11 protein-coding genes and 1 pseudogene are annotated in these 15359 nt (G+C 60.3%); 5 read left to right on the top strand and 7 right to left on the bottom strand.

The window, feature by feature from the left end:
• Positions 1-173 precede the first annotated feature (173 nt).
• The 4 genes from BLQ58_RS28945 to BLQ58_RS24860 all read right to left on the bottom strand — a co-directional run bounded on the left by BLQ58_RS28945 (position 174) and on the right by BLQ58_RS24860 (position 4246).
• Positions 174-677 carry a hypothetical protein gene (locus BLQ58_RS28945; RefSeq protein WP_029051353.1) on the bottom strand — a complete coding sequence of 168 codons (504 nt, stop codon included), beginning with the start codon at positions 675-677 and terminating at the stop codon, positions 174-176.
• Entirely contained in the window at positions 678-1775 is a 1098-nt protein-coding gene (locus tag BLQ58_RS24870) for a sensor histidine kinase (protein WP_049815926.1), read from the bottom strand. It lies immediately after the preceding gene.
• Complete coding sequence (locus BLQ58_RS24865) at positions 1775-2584, bottom strand: LytR/AlgR family response regulator transcription factor (RefSeq protein WP_029051352.1); 810 nt, start codon at positions 2582-2584, stop codon at positions 1775-1777. The genes BLQ58_RS24870 and BLQ58_RS24865 overlap by 1 nt, the downstream gene beginning before the upstream one ends.
• A 117-nt stretch (positions 2585-2701) precedes the next feature.
• Entirely contained in the window at positions 2702-4246 is a 1545-nt protein-coding gene (locus BLQ58_RS24860) for a hypothetical protein (protein ID WP_139186166.1), read from the bottom strand.
• Positions 4247-4390: 144 nt separating this feature from the next.
• Here BLQ58_RS24860 and BLQ58_RS24855 point away from each other — a divergent pair, with 144 nt between their 5' ends.
• Positions 4391-4915: a hypothetical protein gene (locus BLQ58_RS24855; protein WP_029051350.1), complete on the top strand. Its 525-nt coding sequence runs from the start codon at positions 4391-4393 to the stop codon at positions 4913-4915.
• Between the two features lie 93 nt (positions 4916-5008).
• Here BLQ58_RS24855 and BLQ58_RS24850 read toward each other — a convergent pair whose 3' ends face one another.
• Positions 5009-7927, bottom strand: a complete 2919-nt coding sequence (locus BLQ58_RS24850) for a Tn3 family transposase (RefSeq protein WP_092602837.1) — start codon at positions 7925-7927, stop codon at positions 5009-5011.
• 280 nt (positions 7928-8207) lie between these two features.
• On the opposite strand from BLQ58_RS24850, the pseudogene BLQ58_RS24845 reads away from it, so the two are divergent.
• A pseudogene (locus BLQ58_RS24845) lies at positions 8208-9818 on the top strand (phage integrase family protein); the annotation flags it as partial.
• 239 nt (positions 9819-10057) lie between these two features.
• Here BLQ58_RS24845 and BLQ58_RS24840 read toward each other — a convergent pair.
• Together BLQ58_RS24840 and BLQ58_RS24835 are read right to left on the bottom strand one after the other, a co-directional pair.
• Complete coding sequence (locus BLQ58_RS24840) at positions 10058-10282, bottom strand: hypothetical protein (protein WP_029051165.1); 225 nt, start codon at positions 10280-10282, stop codon at positions 10058-10060.
• A 41-nt stretch (positions 10283-10323) separates the two neighbouring features.
• Entirely contained in the window at positions 10324-10947 is a 624-nt protein-coding gene (locus tag BLQ58_RS24835; RefSeq protein ID WP_254776132.1) for a hypothetical protein, read from the bottom strand.
• Positions 10948-11390: 443 nt separating this feature from the next.
• On the opposite strand from BLQ58_RS24835, the gene BLQ58_RS24830 reads away from it, so the two are divergent.
• The 3 genes from BLQ58_RS24830 to BLQ58_RS24820 all read left to right on the top strand — a co-directional run bounded on the left by BLQ58_RS24830 (position 11391) and on the right by BLQ58_RS24820 (position 15193).
• Positions 11391-12929, top strand: coding sequence for a DUF1254 domain-containing protein (locus BLQ58_RS24830; RefSeq protein ID WP_029051163.1), 1539 nt, complete (start codon positions 11391-11393; stop codon positions 12927-12929).
• Between the two features lie 55 nt (positions 12930-12984).
• The gene (locus tag BLQ58_RS24825) at positions 12985-14505 is read left to right on the top strand and encodes a DUF1254 domain-containing protein (RefSeq protein ID WP_049815897.1); all 1521 of its coding nucleotides are present in this window, start codon (positions 12985-12987) and stop codon (positions 14503-14505) included.
• Between the two features lie 313 nt (positions 14506-14818).
• A complete protein-coding gene (locus BLQ58_RS24820) occupies positions 14819-15193 on the top strand; it encodes a hypothetical protein (RefSeq protein WP_049815896.1) in 375 nt (124 codons plus the stop codon).
• The last annotated feature ends 166 nt before the right edge of the window (positions 15194-15359 follow it).

The following is a 15359-nucleotide window of genomic DNA, read 5'->3' as shown; positions in this document are numbered from 1 at the left end:
CTGATTTGCCAACCCCATGAGTCGCACTGCAAACGCAGGGCTCGCAGCGAACTCAGGAGTAGTTTCGTCCGAAGCCATTGTTATCTGCGGCGCCAGCATTGCTACGCCTCCGCTTAATGCTGCACGCAGGACAGTTCTACGACCGTTGTTGGGCGGTCGGCTGATACCGCGGTTCATCGGCGTCCCCCGCGCTGTGTTAGAAGAGCCGTCCAGCGCTTCCATTCTTCGACGTCAGGAGGGTAGCCCGCCATGCGCGTGACGCACTGCCGAAGTTCAGGTTCATCGGCGGCCACCCCAAGGCAGTACCTCCCCTGCTTTAATTTCTCGGCAACGCGAGCCTCCTTCTCCAAAATGCTGGCCACCACACTCACTATCCCCCTCCGCGAGTCGTCTTCTGGCCCTATGGAACATACTTCGGCAGCCCGCCGCACCGCTTCCATCGCGATGCGGGAGGGCCGGCCGTTGGCGTATAGCTGTTGATGGACCTGCGCCGTTTGGTCGATGCAGACTGCGGCGTCGATCTCAAGTGGGGTGTCTAACCAAGTCTCGTAGGCGAGTACCCGAGTTACGAACGTCATTTCGTCGGGAGCAGCATTGGTGACCTCGGCGGCGACGGACGCAGACAACGCCAACGAACAAAGAAGAATCGTGACGGTGCAGGCGGGGCGGTGGTTCATTTAGGCGGCTCCCGTTGCACCTGGAATGGAAATTCGGGCGATGACGCCGCCGCGTGGTGCCGCCATGATGGTCAGCGCCGCCCCTTCACCGTAGGCAAGCCGCAGTCGCTCTCGCACATTTCGGAGACCAATGCCCGTGCCACGAGTGGGAGGCGTAGCCTGCAGCCCCACACCGTCGTCCTCGACGTCGAGAACGAGGAGTTCATGTTGGACGCCGTTCAGTGCCGCGCTTACTGTTACCGAGACGGGTCCGATCTTCGGTTCAACGCCATGCTTGATCGCGTTTTCGACCAAGGTTTGCAGCAGCAACGGTGGAAATTCCTGCGCACGGAGATCCTCCGCGACATTTACGCTGACCGTAAGCCGCGCTCCCATCCGGATCTTCATCAGCGCAAGATAGGCCTCGACTGACTCCATCTCCGTGCCCAACGTTGACACCTTCTCGCGCATTTGAGGCATTGCCGCCCTCAAATATCGAATCAGGTGCGCCATCATTCTGGTTGCATCGGCTGGATCCTTGCTAATCAGAAACTGAACGTGAGCCAGAGAATTCCACAAGAAGTGCGGTTCGACCTGCGCCTGTAGCAACATCAGTTGTGACTGGGCGAGTTCCTTGTCGCGCAAGGCGGCGGCTGCCGTGGCCTTCGCGACCGCAACCTGGGCTTCCGTGGCCTGCGCCCTGGCGGCAGCGTATCGTCTCCAATATCGCACAGCCGCTAGCAACGCCAGGCCGACGCACGCAATGACAATGAGATCCGCCAGGGCGTCTGCCACGAACAGCCGGGAGACAACCGGAGAAGGCAGCGCGTACACAGCGGACATGCTCAGGCCTGCCACTACTGCCGCCCCTGCGGTGATCTCCAACAACGCCTGTAACGTCGCCATAAGTGCGGCGGCTTGCGCCGATTGGTGGCGATCAAGGAATGCGATTACAAGAGCCATGATGCCGACAAAGGCTATTCCCAGTAGAAAGCCTGGTAGTCCGATGTCGGCCCCGCCCTCTCTGGCCGGCCACCAGGCCACCACAGCCAATGCCACCATTGCTATGAACGTACCGCCCAGTACGACGAGGCGCTTCCGATCCGCGACCAGTTGCATCACATTGCCTTGAATTGGTGGTGGTGTGCAGTGGACACTCGAATACGCTCTTGCCGCCCACGTAGCTCAATTTCCATCGTTTCGCCTCGCCTGTGGACGGCTCGGATAAAACGACGATTCACCACGACCCCTCGATGGGTCTGCAGGAAAAGGGCTTCATCTAACTGGGCGAGGAGTTCTTTTAGCGACGCGCGAATCAGTCCTTCCACCTCGCTCGTGACCACGCGGGAATACTTGTTGTCGGACTCGAAATAGACGACGTCGTCGACGTGAACCATGTGAACCTGTTGGCCAACCGGCACTTGCAACCATTCCAGGCGAGTTACCGCGGGCGTGCTGCCGGCTTGGCCCGCTGCATCGCCCACGACGGTCGAGTTGCCGCCCACATCTGGCACGCCCGCCAGTTTGGCCAGCGCCTCCATGAGTTGTCTTGGAGAGAGGCCGTCGGCCGCGTCTAACGATTTGCGCAACCGGGTCACGACTTTCGCCAACCTTGGCAACTCCACGGGCTTAAGAATGTAGTCCACGGCGTTCGCTTCAAATGCCTCGACCGCGTAGCTATCAAATGCAGTGGCAAAGACGATACGTGTCGGCACTGTCACTGCACGTGCGACCTGAAGGCCGGTAAGCCCTGGCATGCGGATATCGAGAAAGGCGAAGTCCGGGCGCAGCTGTTCGATCTGCAACAGGGCAGTCGGACCATCCTCGAGTTCGGCAATGATCTCCAGATCAGGCCAGATCACGTTTAGCTGCTCGCGCAGCATTTCCCGCAAATGAGGTTCGTCGTCAGCAATAAGAGCTGTGGGCATAGTGCTTTGAATATGCAGGCCGGAACCTGTGCGTGATAGGCGTACTGCGCTTATCGACAGTGTGCAGAAACGACTTGAGCGTTGCCGCCCCCCTACCGAAGAGGGGGCGGCCTTGGCTTAGCGCAATACCTGCGCCATTAGGCCGTCCCGATCGACGGCAACGCGGTCGCCAACCCAGAGGAGCACCGCGCGACCGCTCTCTGGATCGACAGCCGTCACCGGTGCGGTACCCGTGAGGTCGTGCGTGGTGCGCTGCCAGGTATCAGCAGTCGCGCGCCAAGTCATGACGTTGGTACCGCGCATCGATAGCAATGCCGAACCATCATCGTTGAGATGTGCCTGTGGTTGGCCCACGCCAGCGGTACTGGTCGACAGCGCCCGAGGTGCCGTCCATCCGCCAGTAGCCGCGGTGTATCGTGCCACCCAGGGCGTACGCTGGTAGTAGCTAGCACCCACGCTGTCGACCGCCGAGAACATCAAGACAGCATCGCCCTGCTTGCCAATGGCGACCGCTGGCAGGTAGTTCGCGGCACTGCCTTGCATGCGCTCCGGCGCGGTCCATACCCCTTCGCGGCTTGCCCGAATAGTGGTCATGATTTGTCCAGTGCTGGTACCAATGCCCAACACGGCCGCGCCGCTCTCGGCTCCCGCAAGACTGAAGTCAATATCGCCGCCCGTGTCCTCCAACACGCGTTCGGGTGTGCGCGTCATGTTTGTCGCCGTGGCACGCAGCACGTTGAGCTGGCTGCCTGTGGTGCTCGACGAAGCCGCACCGCTGCTGGCGGTACGCCAGGCAATTGTCATCTCGCCGCTGGCGTCCAAGACGACTTGCGGCGCAGAGACGCGTGAGCCGGCGTCAACGCCGCCAAAGCTGCTAAGCTGGCCGCCGGCCAACATCCTGCCTTGCAGAACACTGTTGCCAGCACTGCCAGGCGCCGCCCAGACAACCGCGATATCACCGCGCCGATTGGACGAGACAGCCGGCATGGTGGTGGCGTAGCCGAGGCGCACCGGCGCCACCCACATGTTCGCGGCCCGTGTATAGCGCGCCATCCAAACCGAGGCTTGCCCCGGAAATGCCGCATCGGCCTGGGAGGCCCACACGAACACCGCGTCGCCGGTTAGCCGATTCAGGGCAACCTGGATCGCCGGGCTAGAAGGTGCCCAGCCTGACGCCGGCGTAATGCGCACGGGCTTCTGTCCCATGGGACTCATGACAATCGGCAGGCTCCACGAATCGGCCTGCGGCTGACGGGTGGCCACGTAGACTCGCCCGCCATCGGTACCGCTTTCCGCCACGTAAGCGGCCACGGCAAAGCCATCAGCAGCGATCGCGGCGGCAGGATAGTCAATCTTGGCGCCTGCCGTTGATAGCCGAACAGCCGCCGACCATGACAATGAGGAAGAGACTGGCGTGTTGGGGTTAGCCGCGTCAGTCGCGCCATTTGAGCCGCCTGGCTGTGAGGAAATCACTGCTGTAGCATCGTCTTCGCCGCCGCCACAGCCGGTCAATCCGAATGCAACGACGATTGCAGTCAAAAGTACGGTGAATCGAGATTTCATGCTGACCTCCATCAGGTGGTTGATGGCAGCAAGTCTGGAGGCGAAGCATATGGAAAGCACCGACGTTCTGACCAACACCCCGCAATTGACGACAGACATCCGCCCATGGCGGATCAACAAGGGGTAGACCCATGCAAGCCATATCACCACGTTTGTCGGCCAATGCCGACGCTCGTCGCCTGACGGGTGCGCGCAGCACTCCAGCACAGCACGATCGAGGCCCCTTCACTCAATAATCTATCGATGCTCGTTACCCTCACTCGTCCGATTCTGTGCGCCGTTGCGGCCTGCGCTGTCATGGTTTGCCCGCTGAAGGCCGGCGCAACGGGGCAGATGCCCGATTACCTTGTCATTGATGGCCAGACCCATGGCTTGACGCATGCTCGACCGTTCGAACCGATCCTTCGTAGCGATCGTCCCGGTGCTGGCGCGTTGCGCGATCAGCTTCAAGCCGCTCGTGGAAATTGCTCCGCCCTGTGGCGCGGGTATCACGGCACGTGGGAGGTGCGCGACGGCGCCCTGTACCTGACCAGGCTTACCGTGGGGCCATGTGGCATGGGCCCCGATGTCAAGGCCGCCGTTTTTCCCTACGCTGCCGGTTCGGTCAAAGCTACCTGGGTGACGGGGCGCCTGGTTTTTAACGTCGGCACCACACAACCGTACGCGCACCTGCTAGCCGAGACCCTCATGCAGAGTATCGACGTTGTAGAGGGCGAAGTGGTGGGACCACCGACCATGTTCGTACCCCCGCCATCGTTCCGGCACTAATTCGACAAAAACCGCCAACGGCATCGTTCGGCAAGGAAGTAGGGGCCACTTCAGAATTCGGAAAATATTGCCCTCTAAGACCTCGCTCGCGAGTTAGCGGTCCGCCAGGCGCCGCAAGGGGCGGAATTTTCCGGCCCCTGGTTTGTGGCTCATACGCCATACGTAGTCGCCAGTCAAGTTAATGTGCTCCCACCCCAGGGGCGACAAATAGGAATACAGCCCGGGGTCGGGCGGCAGCCCGCGATCGCTCATGGCTTGGACAGCGCGTTCGAGATAGACAGTGTTCCAGAGGACAATCGCCGCGGTCCCCAGGTTCAGCCCGCTGGCGCGGTAGCGTTGCTGCTCGAAGCTACGATCACGAATTTCGCCGAGCCGGTAAAAGAAGATGGATCGCGCGAGGGCGTTGCGGGCCTCCCCCTTGTTCAGGCCGGCATGCGTGCGACGGCGCAATTCTAGGTCCTGGAGCCAATCCAGCGTGAACAATGTCCGCTCGATGCGCCCCAACTCGCGAAGGGCAACGGCCAAACCGTTCTGCCGAGGATAGCTGCCAAGCTTGCGGAGCATCAGTGAGGCAGTAACAGTGCCTTGTCTGATCGACGTGGCAAGGCGGAGAATCTCGTCCCAGTGAGACCGGATTAGGTTTTCCCTGTACGTTCCGCCGATCATCGGCGCCAAGGCCGGATAGTCATCTGGGCTACCAGGGATATACAGCTTCGTTTCCGCGAGATCGCGAATACGCGGCGCGAATCGAAATCCAAGCAGATGCATCAGGGCAAAGACGTGGTCGGTGAACCCATTGGTATCCGTGTAATGCTCCGTGATTCGTAGATCCGACTCGTGATGAAGCAGGCCGTCGAGTACATAGGTGGAATCACGAACGCCTACGTTCACCAGCTTGCTGTGAAAAGGACCATACTGGTCGGAAATATGCGTGTAGATCATACGGCCGGGCTCGGAGCCGTACTTCGGATTGACGTGCCCGGTGCTCTCCGCCCGCCCGCCGGCCTTGAAACGCTGACCGTCCGAGGATGAGGTGGTTCCATCCCCCCAATGCGCGGCAAATGAATGCGCCGACTGTGCGTTGATCAGCTCCGCCAGGCTTTGCGAATATGTGTCGTCCCGAATATGCCAGGCCTGTAACCACGCGAGCTTGGCATAGGTCGTGCCGGGGCAGGAATCTGCCATCTTCGTCAACCCGAGATTGATGGCGTCTGCAAGAATCGTCGTCAGCAGCAACGTCTTGTCGGAGGCTGGCTCGTCGGTTTTCAGGTGCGTGAAATGACGAGTGAATCCGGTCCACGCATCAACCTCCATGAGGAGTTCGGTAATCTTGACGCGCGGTAACATGATGGACGTCTGGTCGATCAAGGTCTGGGCCTCCATCGGGACAGAGGCGTCGAGAGGCGAGATCTTCAAGCCAGTTTCGGTGATGATCGCGTCCGGCAGCTTCTTTGCGGCGGCCAATCGGTTGGCGGTGGTTAGCTTCATCTCCAGTAGCCGGCGCCGCTCTTCCAGAAAACGGTCACAATCGGTGGTTATGGGCAGCGGCAGCAAGCGGCTCTCCCGGAGCGCACCGAACTTCTCGGTGGGCAGCAGATACTCCTCGAAGTCCTTGAATTGCCTCGATCCCTCAACCCAGATGTCGCCAGAACGCAAGCGGTTCCGCAGCTCGGACAGCGCGCACATTTCATAGAACCGTCTGTCGATACCGTTCTTGGTCTGTACCAGAGGCTCCCACCGTTTCTTGATAAAGGAGGTCGGAACGTCGGCCGGGACCTTGCGAGCGTCGTTGGCATTCATGGTCCGGATTGCTTCGATGGCCGTCAGCAAGTCCTTGGCTGCTGGTGCCGCACGCAGTTTCAGTATATCGAGGAACTCCGGCACATAGCGACGCAGTGTGGAAAAGTAGTCACCAACCAGATGCAGGAAATCGAAGGTCTCTGGCTGCGCTAGCTGCTCGGCCTCCGAGACGCTCTTCATGAACACGTGCCATGGCATCACGGTCTCGATCGCCTCGAACGGGTCGACGCCGCTCTCTTTGGCCTTCAGGAGGGCGCGGCCGATCTTTGAGTACTGGTGGACCTTGTCATTGATCGCCTTGCCTGACAAGTGAAATTGCTCGCGGTGCTTCTTCTTTGCCAGATTGAACAGCCGCCCAATGATGCGGTCATGGAGATCGACGATTTCGTCGGTCACCGTTGCACGAGCCTCGACAACGATCGCCGTCAGCGTTGCGTGACGGCGTTGTTGTTCAAATTTCGCGAGGTCATAGGGTGTCATCTGGGCACCCTCGCGGGCAATCTTGAGCAGCCGGTTCTGGTGAACCAGCCGTTCGATCCCATCTGGCAGGCCGATAGCTCGTAGCATCTTCAAGCGACTGATATGCTGTAGCATCTGGCGCGAACTCGCCTTGCCGGGAGGTAATCGCAGCCAGGCAAGCCAGGTCAGGCGCCCATCAGGCCGGCGCTGCAGAAGTTGATCCAGTTGCTGTCGGTGGTGGTCCGTGAGCGGTTCGGTCAAAGCCTGGTATATGCGGCGGGTTGCTCGCGTTACGGCTTCCGCACAGATGCGTTCAATGACGTTGACGCCAGGCAGCAACAGGGCTTGCTGCCTCAGGGAATCTAGCAGTGCCTTGGCCACGATAATTCCCTTGTCGGTTTGCTGCGCGAGCTCGACGAGTGCCTGGACTGCTATGCGATAGTCGACCATCGTGAACGCACGCATCTGAAGCACGGCTTGCAGTTCAGCCTGGTGCTCTCTTCGGGTTTTATCTCGCCGCCCGTAGTCCGCCCAATGCGATGGCGCAATGCGAAGTTGACGCGCCACCATGTCGAGCAATGCCGAGGGAGGATCCTCATTGGCCGGCAACATGACGCCGGGATAGCGCATGTAGCAGAGTTGCACGGCGAACCCCAGCCGGTTTTCAGCGCCGCGCCGCTGCCGGATCAGCGCAAGGTCATACCAGCCGCGAAGTGCGGCCAGCGAATCGGCATCGGGGAAGCTTTCCGCCATTGAGCGGGAAACCCTGCTCGCATTCCCGGAAAGCGAGGACGAGCTCATTCGCCACTACACATTCAACGAAACGGAGTACAGTGCGGCGTGGCATGCCACTCCTCGATGAATCGGATTTCAGCGGGCGGCACGCCGATTTCCGAGGCAAGTTTCAGGAAAAAATGTGCAGTCTATATCGTACTATCGAGATAATCGTTATTATCACAATGCATGCTTTTTGATAGATAACCTACACTGCTGAGAACGGACCAGACCATGGCCTCGGCTTCCGCCACTGCCAGCAGGGCTCAGTTCCCGTGCCGCTGTGGAGCACTATCTGGCAGCACGCAAGGTAGCCGGTCAGTCCGCGCGCGGCATGCTGGGGCACGTCCTTCGGCAGCTCATCGACTTCGCCAGTAGCCGCCATCGGCCAGATCTGGCCGAATTGTTCCAGCACGCCCCAGAAGAACGGCATGAGCGCGCCCGCGCTGTCGATCGAGCCATCAAGCTACTGCCCACGCTTCCAGTTCCGCAGCCCCAGATCAGTGACGACATCGACCAATGGCTGACGCCCAGGACCGTCACGGCCCTGCAAGCGCACGGCATCCGCACTCTCTCGGATCTGACTGTCCGGATTCCGCGCCGGCGCGGCTGGTGGAAAGCCATCGAGGGGCTCGGCATGACCGGCGCCCGACAGGTCGAAGCCTTTTTCGCCGCGCACCCGCACCTGACCGAGCGCGCTCGGGCCCTCATTGCGGTCACCGAGCCCCGCGGCATCGTGCCGTGGGAGCAGTTGCATCTGCCGAACGAAGTCGATGGCTCGCAGGGCAGGTTCCGCGCCCCGCGCGAGGCCTGCACGCTGAACGCAACGAACGACTACGAGGCGGTGCAGGCCTGGCTATCTCTGCACGAGACAGCTGCCACGCAGCGCGCCTATCGCAAGGAAGCCGAGCGGCTGATTCTCTGGGCAATCGTTGAACGCGGCCGGGCGCTCTCATCGCTGACGACCGATGATGCCATCGCCTACCGCGCCTTCGTGCGGCGCCCAACCCCGCGTGAGCGCTGGGTCGGGCCACCACGACCACGCGACTCGGTGGAGTGGCGCCCGTTCTCGGGCGGCCTGTCGGCGCGCTCGGCTGCCTATGCGCTCACGGTGCTCTCGGCCCTGTTCCGCTGGCTCATCGAGCAGCGCTATGTGCTGGCCAACCCGTTTGCTGGCGTCAAGGTCCGAGGGCATGCCTCGCGGCCCGCGCTGGATACGGCGCGAGGTTTTACCGAGGGCGAATGGCTGCTGCTGCGCGCCATTGCCGATGGCTTGGAGTGGTCCTACGGCTGGTCCGAGCCGGCGGCGCAGCGCCTACGATTCCTGCTCGATTTCGGCTATGCCACGGGCCTGCGCGCCAGCGAACTGGTCGGCGCCGTCCTTGGCAATGTCCGCCTCGATGGACACGATGAACACTGGCTGCACGTTGTCGGCAAGGGTGGCAAGCCTGGCAAGGTATCCGTGCCGCCGCTCGCGTATATGGCGCTTGACCAGTACCTGACACAGCGTGGGCTGCCGGTCAGTCGGGACCGGTGGAACCCGAAGACACCCCTAGTCGGCAGTCTGGGCGAGGATGGCACTATCGGCATTACCGGCGATCAACTTTGGCGTGTACTGCGGCGGTTCTTCATGCAGGCCGCTGACACCATCGAATCCGATCACCCAGTGGCCGCCGAGAAGCTCCGACGCGCCACGCCCCATTGGATGCGGCACAGCCACGCCAGCCATGCGCTGGCACGCGGGGCCGAGCTCGCTGCCGTGCGCGACAACCTACGCCATGCGTCGATTGCCACGACGTCAATGTACCTGCACGGCGATGAACTTGAGCGCGCCCGGCAGATGCGGCAGGCTTTCGGCGCTCGAAAATAGACCATTGATCTGCAAAGATTTTTGGGTCTCCGCGAGCTCATTTTGTGCGGTGCGATGTATCGTGTGGCGTGGGCGGATGAGGGTCGCCGAACGGCCAGCTACAGCCGCCCGCGCGCGGCTTCACCGAGACGTTCAAGCGTCGGCTGCGCGAAGATAAGAGACATCACAGATCAAGCTACTTGGTCGCCGGTGAGAAGGGGCCGCAGACTCGTGCGTATCGACCTCAGTGGATGCGTGCCTTAGCCGTCCAGTTCGCCATGCCGTGGTGGGCGCCAAGCCGTGCCGTAGGCGAAGTAGCAGACGACAAGGCCGACCAATCCGGGAGATGCGAAAGTAAGTCCCAAACCAAGCCCCTCGCCAGGAATGTAGGCGGCTTCCAGGTTAACGGCAGTGAAATAGCCGATCGTCAAGCCAATCCACAGGACGGATAGCCACCAGATGACCTCAAACAGTCGTCGTTTCATCACGTGCCGTGCGTGGATGAGCTAGAAATTTCTTCGCAATTTCAGTCGTCGTCTTCTATGTCCACCTGGTGCCCGTTGTGCTTGCCCTTCACCTTATCCTTGACGTGCTTTGGTTTTCCCTTAGTGTCGACCTCGAACGTACGGTCGTCTTCAGCCGCCTGCACGCTATTGCTGTCAAAATCCTTTTCCTTTAGCGTCACCAATACGGACGACGATGTATCAGGGTCGACACTATAGGAAAGCTCCACGGTGCCTGTCTGGTTTGTACGGGTATTGTCGGAAAACATCTTGCCGGTTGCTAACGTGCCGCCGTCGCCCGGCTTGACCGACGCCGGGTAGGTGTAAGGGGGAAAGTCGACCACCGTACCGCCCCGGTCTTCGCTGACTTCTGCGAAGGTATCCGGGTTCCTGAAGATTTCCATCGTTTCCGTTGCCTGTTCAGAAGTACCGTTCAGCACAATCGTGTCGGTCATGGTTTCTGTTGTCTCGACGACCGTGGTGCCGTTAAGTGTTGTGGTGACTCCCGGGGTATCGGTCAAGGTGCCATTCCCCGTCACAGCAACGTTGTCCGCAGTGCCAGAAATGGAAAAATTGACGGACATTCCCCCCATGACCACATTAGCCACGGCGGTCTGTAATGGGACCGAGACATCCTGCGGGGACACGACACCGCTACTACCCATTGTATTGTCACCCCCATCCCCTCCACAGGCGCCAAGAAGCGTTGACAGAATCACAGTCAAAGCGAACTTCCGCATGGCTCCCCCTTGGTGCACTAAGTCCCCCACGAAGCAGATTCACTATAGAGGCCCCGCGCCGTCACTGAATTAGATGAAGGTTAAATTAGGTCTGCACATCTCACACAACAGAATGGATGGAGCGCTAGGGAGACGCCGCGGGTTCCCTTTGAGTGGCAACGCCGGAACGATTCGGCCACCCAAGACGCTCGCTGTGGAATCGTTCATATCTAGCGCAAGAAACTTTTACTTCTGGCCGTTCGCCAATCTGTGCAGTATTAGAAGCTCGACTGGGTGTGCAGATGACAGTCTGCGGCTGCATGTTTTGACGTCTTCACACCCAGCCCCTCTCCTAATAGATGAGGCTGACGATGGCAAACTCGGACAAAGTTGATACCACGCGCAGGCTACTAGCCGTACTCGGCGGGACGGCACCACTGACCCTGGCGTCGCTGTCGACAATGTCGGCGACCGCAGGAGCTGCAGAATCGAAGGGCGGCGCCCAAGCGAACGCCGGCTCGACCGGAACACCTGCCTCAAAGGAAATACAACCGCCTACCGGCTTGCCGATGCACGCTGGCTATGCGCAGGTCATCGCTCGCATGGCCTATGTGTGGGGCTGGCCGATGGTCAATATGCTCAACCGGTTCGCGCGCATTACCCAGGCACCTCATCCAGGCCTGCTTAATGGCGTGTTGCCGGCAGCTCCGCGCGGGCAGGTAGGCATGCTGCACGACTACATCGATCCCGCCGAGACCTTCGTGACGTGTCCAAATCAGGACGTGGTCTACGGGCTGGGATTTTTCCATTTGGACGAAGAGCCAGTAGTGGCCCAGGTGCCCAACTTTGGCGACCGGTTCTGGGTCTATGCGCTGTACGACGCGCGAACCAACCAATTCGGCCAGGTTGGCAAGCCTTACAAGACCAAGCCCGGATTCTACCTGCTGGCGGGGCCCAATTGGAAAGGCAGCAAGCCCGCCGGCATCAACGCAGTGATCCGCTGCCCGACGTCGCTGGCCAACGCTATTCCGCGCGTCTTCATGAACGATACGGCAGAGGATCGCAAGGCAATCCAACCGGTCATCAACCAGATCGTCTTCTATCCGCTGAAGCAGTTCGACGGCCGCATGAAAACCATCGACTGGGCGAAGGCGCCGGAGATTCCCGGCCCCAAATCCGATGCCGGTGCCAGCGCCGGCGAGACCAAGTGGGTCATCCCGGAAAAGTTCTTCGACCAATTCGGAGAGGTGCTGGACACCGTGCCGCCGCTGCCTGGCGAGGAAGCGCTGTACGCGCAGTTCCGTTCGCTGATGGAAGTCGCCAACCGCGATGCGGAGATCAAGAAGCTGCTCGTCTCGACTGCGGTCGAGACCGAACGTGACGCCATCGGGCCGTTCTTCGAATGGCGCCGCAATGGCCTGCCCGCCGGCAATGGCTGGAACCGCTCGACCAACAACGCTCAGACCGGATTCGACTACTTCGACCGTACCGGCACGGCCAAGTCGAACATGTTCGACAACCGGCCCACCGAGACTCAATATTTCTATACCGACTTCGACGGTGCCGGTGGGGCACTGACCGGCGTCAGCAATTACGAGATCGTCTTCCCGGCCGGGCAGGAACCACCTGTCAACGGCTTCTGGTCCCTGACGCTGTACAACGACAAGCACCTGTTCCATCCGAACAACCTCAAGCGCTACTCGCTCGGCACGAAGAACACCACGCTGAAGCGCAACGCAGATGGATCACTAACGCTGTATGTGGGTGCGAAATCGCCGGGCGCGGAGCGTGAGTCCAACTGGCTGCCGGCACCGAACGGCGCCTTCTCGCTTTATATCCGCGCCTATTGGGGTAAGCAGCCGATCCTCGATGGCTCGTGGAAGCCGCCGGTGATCCGCAAGGTGGCATGACATTCGACGATCGCAGGTGCACTGCAACAGCCAATTCAAATATCTAGGGGTTCAAATGAAAGCACCACACCCGACATCGATCATCATGGCCGTCATTGCGTTGTGCGTGTCCAGTGCCGCGATCGCACAGGGCTCCCGCTACGACACCCTCGCCAACGCGCCGTTCGTGAAGGACTATCCCACGCCGGAATCCTCGCGCATGCTGCAGGACGAACTGCTCTTTCAGCGCGCGACGCAGGCCTATCTGTGGGCGCTGCCGGCGATCAACCTCTGGGCGATGAAGGAAGGATCCGAGAAAGTCTTCGGCGCTGGCTACAACGTGCTGCCAACGTGGAAAGAACGGATCAGGGCCTCCACACAGGTTACCACGCCGAACTCCGATGTCGTCTACGCGATGGGATACCTGGACCTGAAGAAGGACGGTCCGCTCGTAGTAGAGGCACCCGCCGGTGTGCAGGGGATCCTGGATGACTTTTTCCAGCGCCCACTTGTCGGCCCGACGATTGACGGTCACACCTGGACCGGTGATGTCGGCCTAGCTGGCCCAGACAAGGGCAAAGGTGGCATCTATGTGCTCCTGCCCCCGGACTACAAAGGCGAGCCACCCAAAGCCAGCTTGCCCAAGGGCGCCTTCGTCTATCGTTCGCGCACCTACAACGTCTTCCTGTTCTGGCGCACGTTCTTCAGTGACCCGAAAGACCTGTCGAAGGCGAACGCGCAAATCGCCGCCACGCGAATCTACCCTCTCGGCCAGAAGGCATTGGCCAAGCCCATGCAGTTCCCCGACGGAAATACGAAGCCCGCCAATCTGCTCTTCCCGAGTGATGCGAGCTATTTTGACATGCTGTCACGCTTCATCGACAGCGAGTACGTCGCCCCCGCTGACCTCGACATGCGGGGCTTCCTGCATACAATCGGCATCGAGAAGGACAAGCAGTTCTCTCCGACTCCTGAGATGCGTTCACTGCTTGACCGAGCCGCGAAGACCGCTTTCAAGATGAGCAAGGTCGTGATCACCGATATGGTCACGCGCGAGCCTGGGGGCTTGTACTATCCAGATCGCAAATGGGTGAATGTATTCGCGGGCGAAGACACCTCCTTCCAGTCAGGCCGATCGTTTACGAATCTCGAACAACGCTCTGGCTATTACACCAGCGCCTATTCCGCCAGCCCAGGCATGGTGAAAAATCTGGTGAATGCCGGTGCCAAGTATCCGGTCACGTTCCGCGACAAGGACGGCAATTTCCTCGATGGTGGACAGTCATACAGCCTGCACCTGCCACCGAACATCCCGGCGAAGAACTTCTGGTCCGCAACCGTCTACGACGGCATGACCGCATCTGGGCTCGACAACGGCCAGGATCACCCGTCGTTGAATCAGATGGACAAGCCCGTGCAGAACCCCGATGGTTCAATCGACTTGTACTTTGGCCCCAACGCGCCGGCCGGCAAAGAGAAGAACTGGCTGCGCACGCTGCCGGGCAAGGGCTACTTCGTCATCCTCAGGCTCTATTCGCCTGAGGAAGCGTTCTTCAAGCAGACCTGGAAGCCTGGGGACATCGAGAAGGTCCGTTAAGAAGCGCGCCCGTGCATCGCTCCAGCTAGCGATGCACGGGCACTCTAATTCTGTAGCGTTCACGGTCTACCGACCGCTCTTTGGCCCGAAGCGGACATCACACCTCCAGTCGCCAAATGACCGAGAAGGGTCGCGAACCGCCGATTGAGCTGGACCTAGCCTGTGAATGTGGGTCGACGACGGGGTCCGGCCAGTAACGGCCGGTCGTCGGCGGCCTGGAAATCGGTCAGTACCAGTCGTTCGATAGTGCGCCTCAGATCGTCAACAATCTCTAGCTGGACAGCCCGTCGAATTCAGAAGTCTCGCCCATATCATGATCTGCAAACGCATTTTTCCGCTCCTCCTGGCGCTATTCCTGCCGTGCGTAACGCTGGCCCAAAAGGCGCCGACATTTGTATTCGTGAGAATCAACGAATCAATTATGCCGATCGAGAGGGGGCAAAAGTACGAGGACCCACTCGATGCAGCCTTGAAAGAAGCAAAGCTCGGTAAGGTCACGGGCGGCGGCAGCTCGCTCTCGAAGGAGCGCAAAATTATATGGGTAGGCGTTGACGTGGATCTGATCGACCTCGACAGAGGACTCCCCTTCCTAAAGCAGAAACTCTTTGACTTGGGTGCCCCGAAAGGAAGCACATTGGAGTATCAAGTGCAGGGCAAGAAAGTCGACGTGCCCATTCGAGACCGATAGGCTGGCTCGCCGGTCGAACGGATCGGCTGTTGGCCCTGGCTGCAAGTTCTCCCTCCGCGCCCCTCAGGTAACGCGCCGCGCGTCTCCTTCTGAAGAAGACGAGCTCGTTCAGAGACCGCCGGCCATGCCGACGGAAAACCGGCAGGGCGAGGTCGGCCAACAGCAG

This window comes from Ralstonia sp. 25mfcol4.1 (genome assembly GCF_900104095.1).
Classification (GTDB): Bacteria; Pseudomonadota; Gammaproteobacteria; order Burkholderiales; family Burkholderiaceae; genus Cupriavidus.
The sequence above is the reverse complement of the archived record's forward strand: the minus strand, read 5'-3'. Positions and strand labels throughout refer to the sequence as shown.

Bases quoted from the DNA above. Each gene is read 5' to 3' on its own strand.
- BLQ58_RS28945 (WP_029051353.1), bottom strand. From the start codon at position 677: ATGAACCACCGCCCCGCCTGCACCGTCACGATTCTTCTTTGTTCGTTG.
- BLQ58_RS24870 (WP_049815926.1), bottom strand. From the start codon at position 1,775: ATGCAACTGGTCGCGGATCGGAAGCGCCTCGTCGTACTGGGCGGTACG.
- BLQ58_RS24865 (WP_029051352.1), bottom strand. From the start codon at position 2,584: ATGCCCACAGCTCTTATTGCTGACGACGAACCTCATTTGCGGGAAATG.
- BLQ58_RS24860 (WP_139186166.1), bottom strand. From the start codon at position 4,246: ATGTCTGTCGTCAATTGCGGGGTGTTGGTCAGAACGTCGGTGCTTTCC.
- BLQ58_RS24855 (WP_029051350.1), top strand. From the start codon at position 4,391: ATGCTCGTTACCCTCACTCGTCCGATTCTGTGCGCCGTTGCGGCCTGC.
- BLQ58_RS24850 (WP_092602837.1), bottom strand. From the start codon at position 7,927: ATGGCGGAAAGCTTCCCCGATGCCGATTCGCTGGCCGCACTTCGCGGC.
- BLQ58_RS24840 (WP_029051165.1), bottom strand. From the start codon at position 10,282: ATGAAACGACGACTGTTTGAGGTCATCTGGTGGCTATCCGTCCTGTGG.
- BLQ58_RS24830 (WP_029051163.1), top strand. From the start codon at position 11,391: ATGGCAAACTCGGACAAAGTTGATACCACGCGCAGGCTACTAGCCGTA.
- BLQ58_RS24825 (WP_049815897.1), top strand. From the start codon at position 12,985: ATGAAAGCACCACACCCGACATCGATCATCATGGCCGTCATTGCGTTG.
- BLQ58_RS24820 (WP_049815896.1), top strand. From the start codon at position 14,819: ATGATCTGCAAACGCATTTTTCCGCTCCTCCTGGCGCTATTCCTGCCG.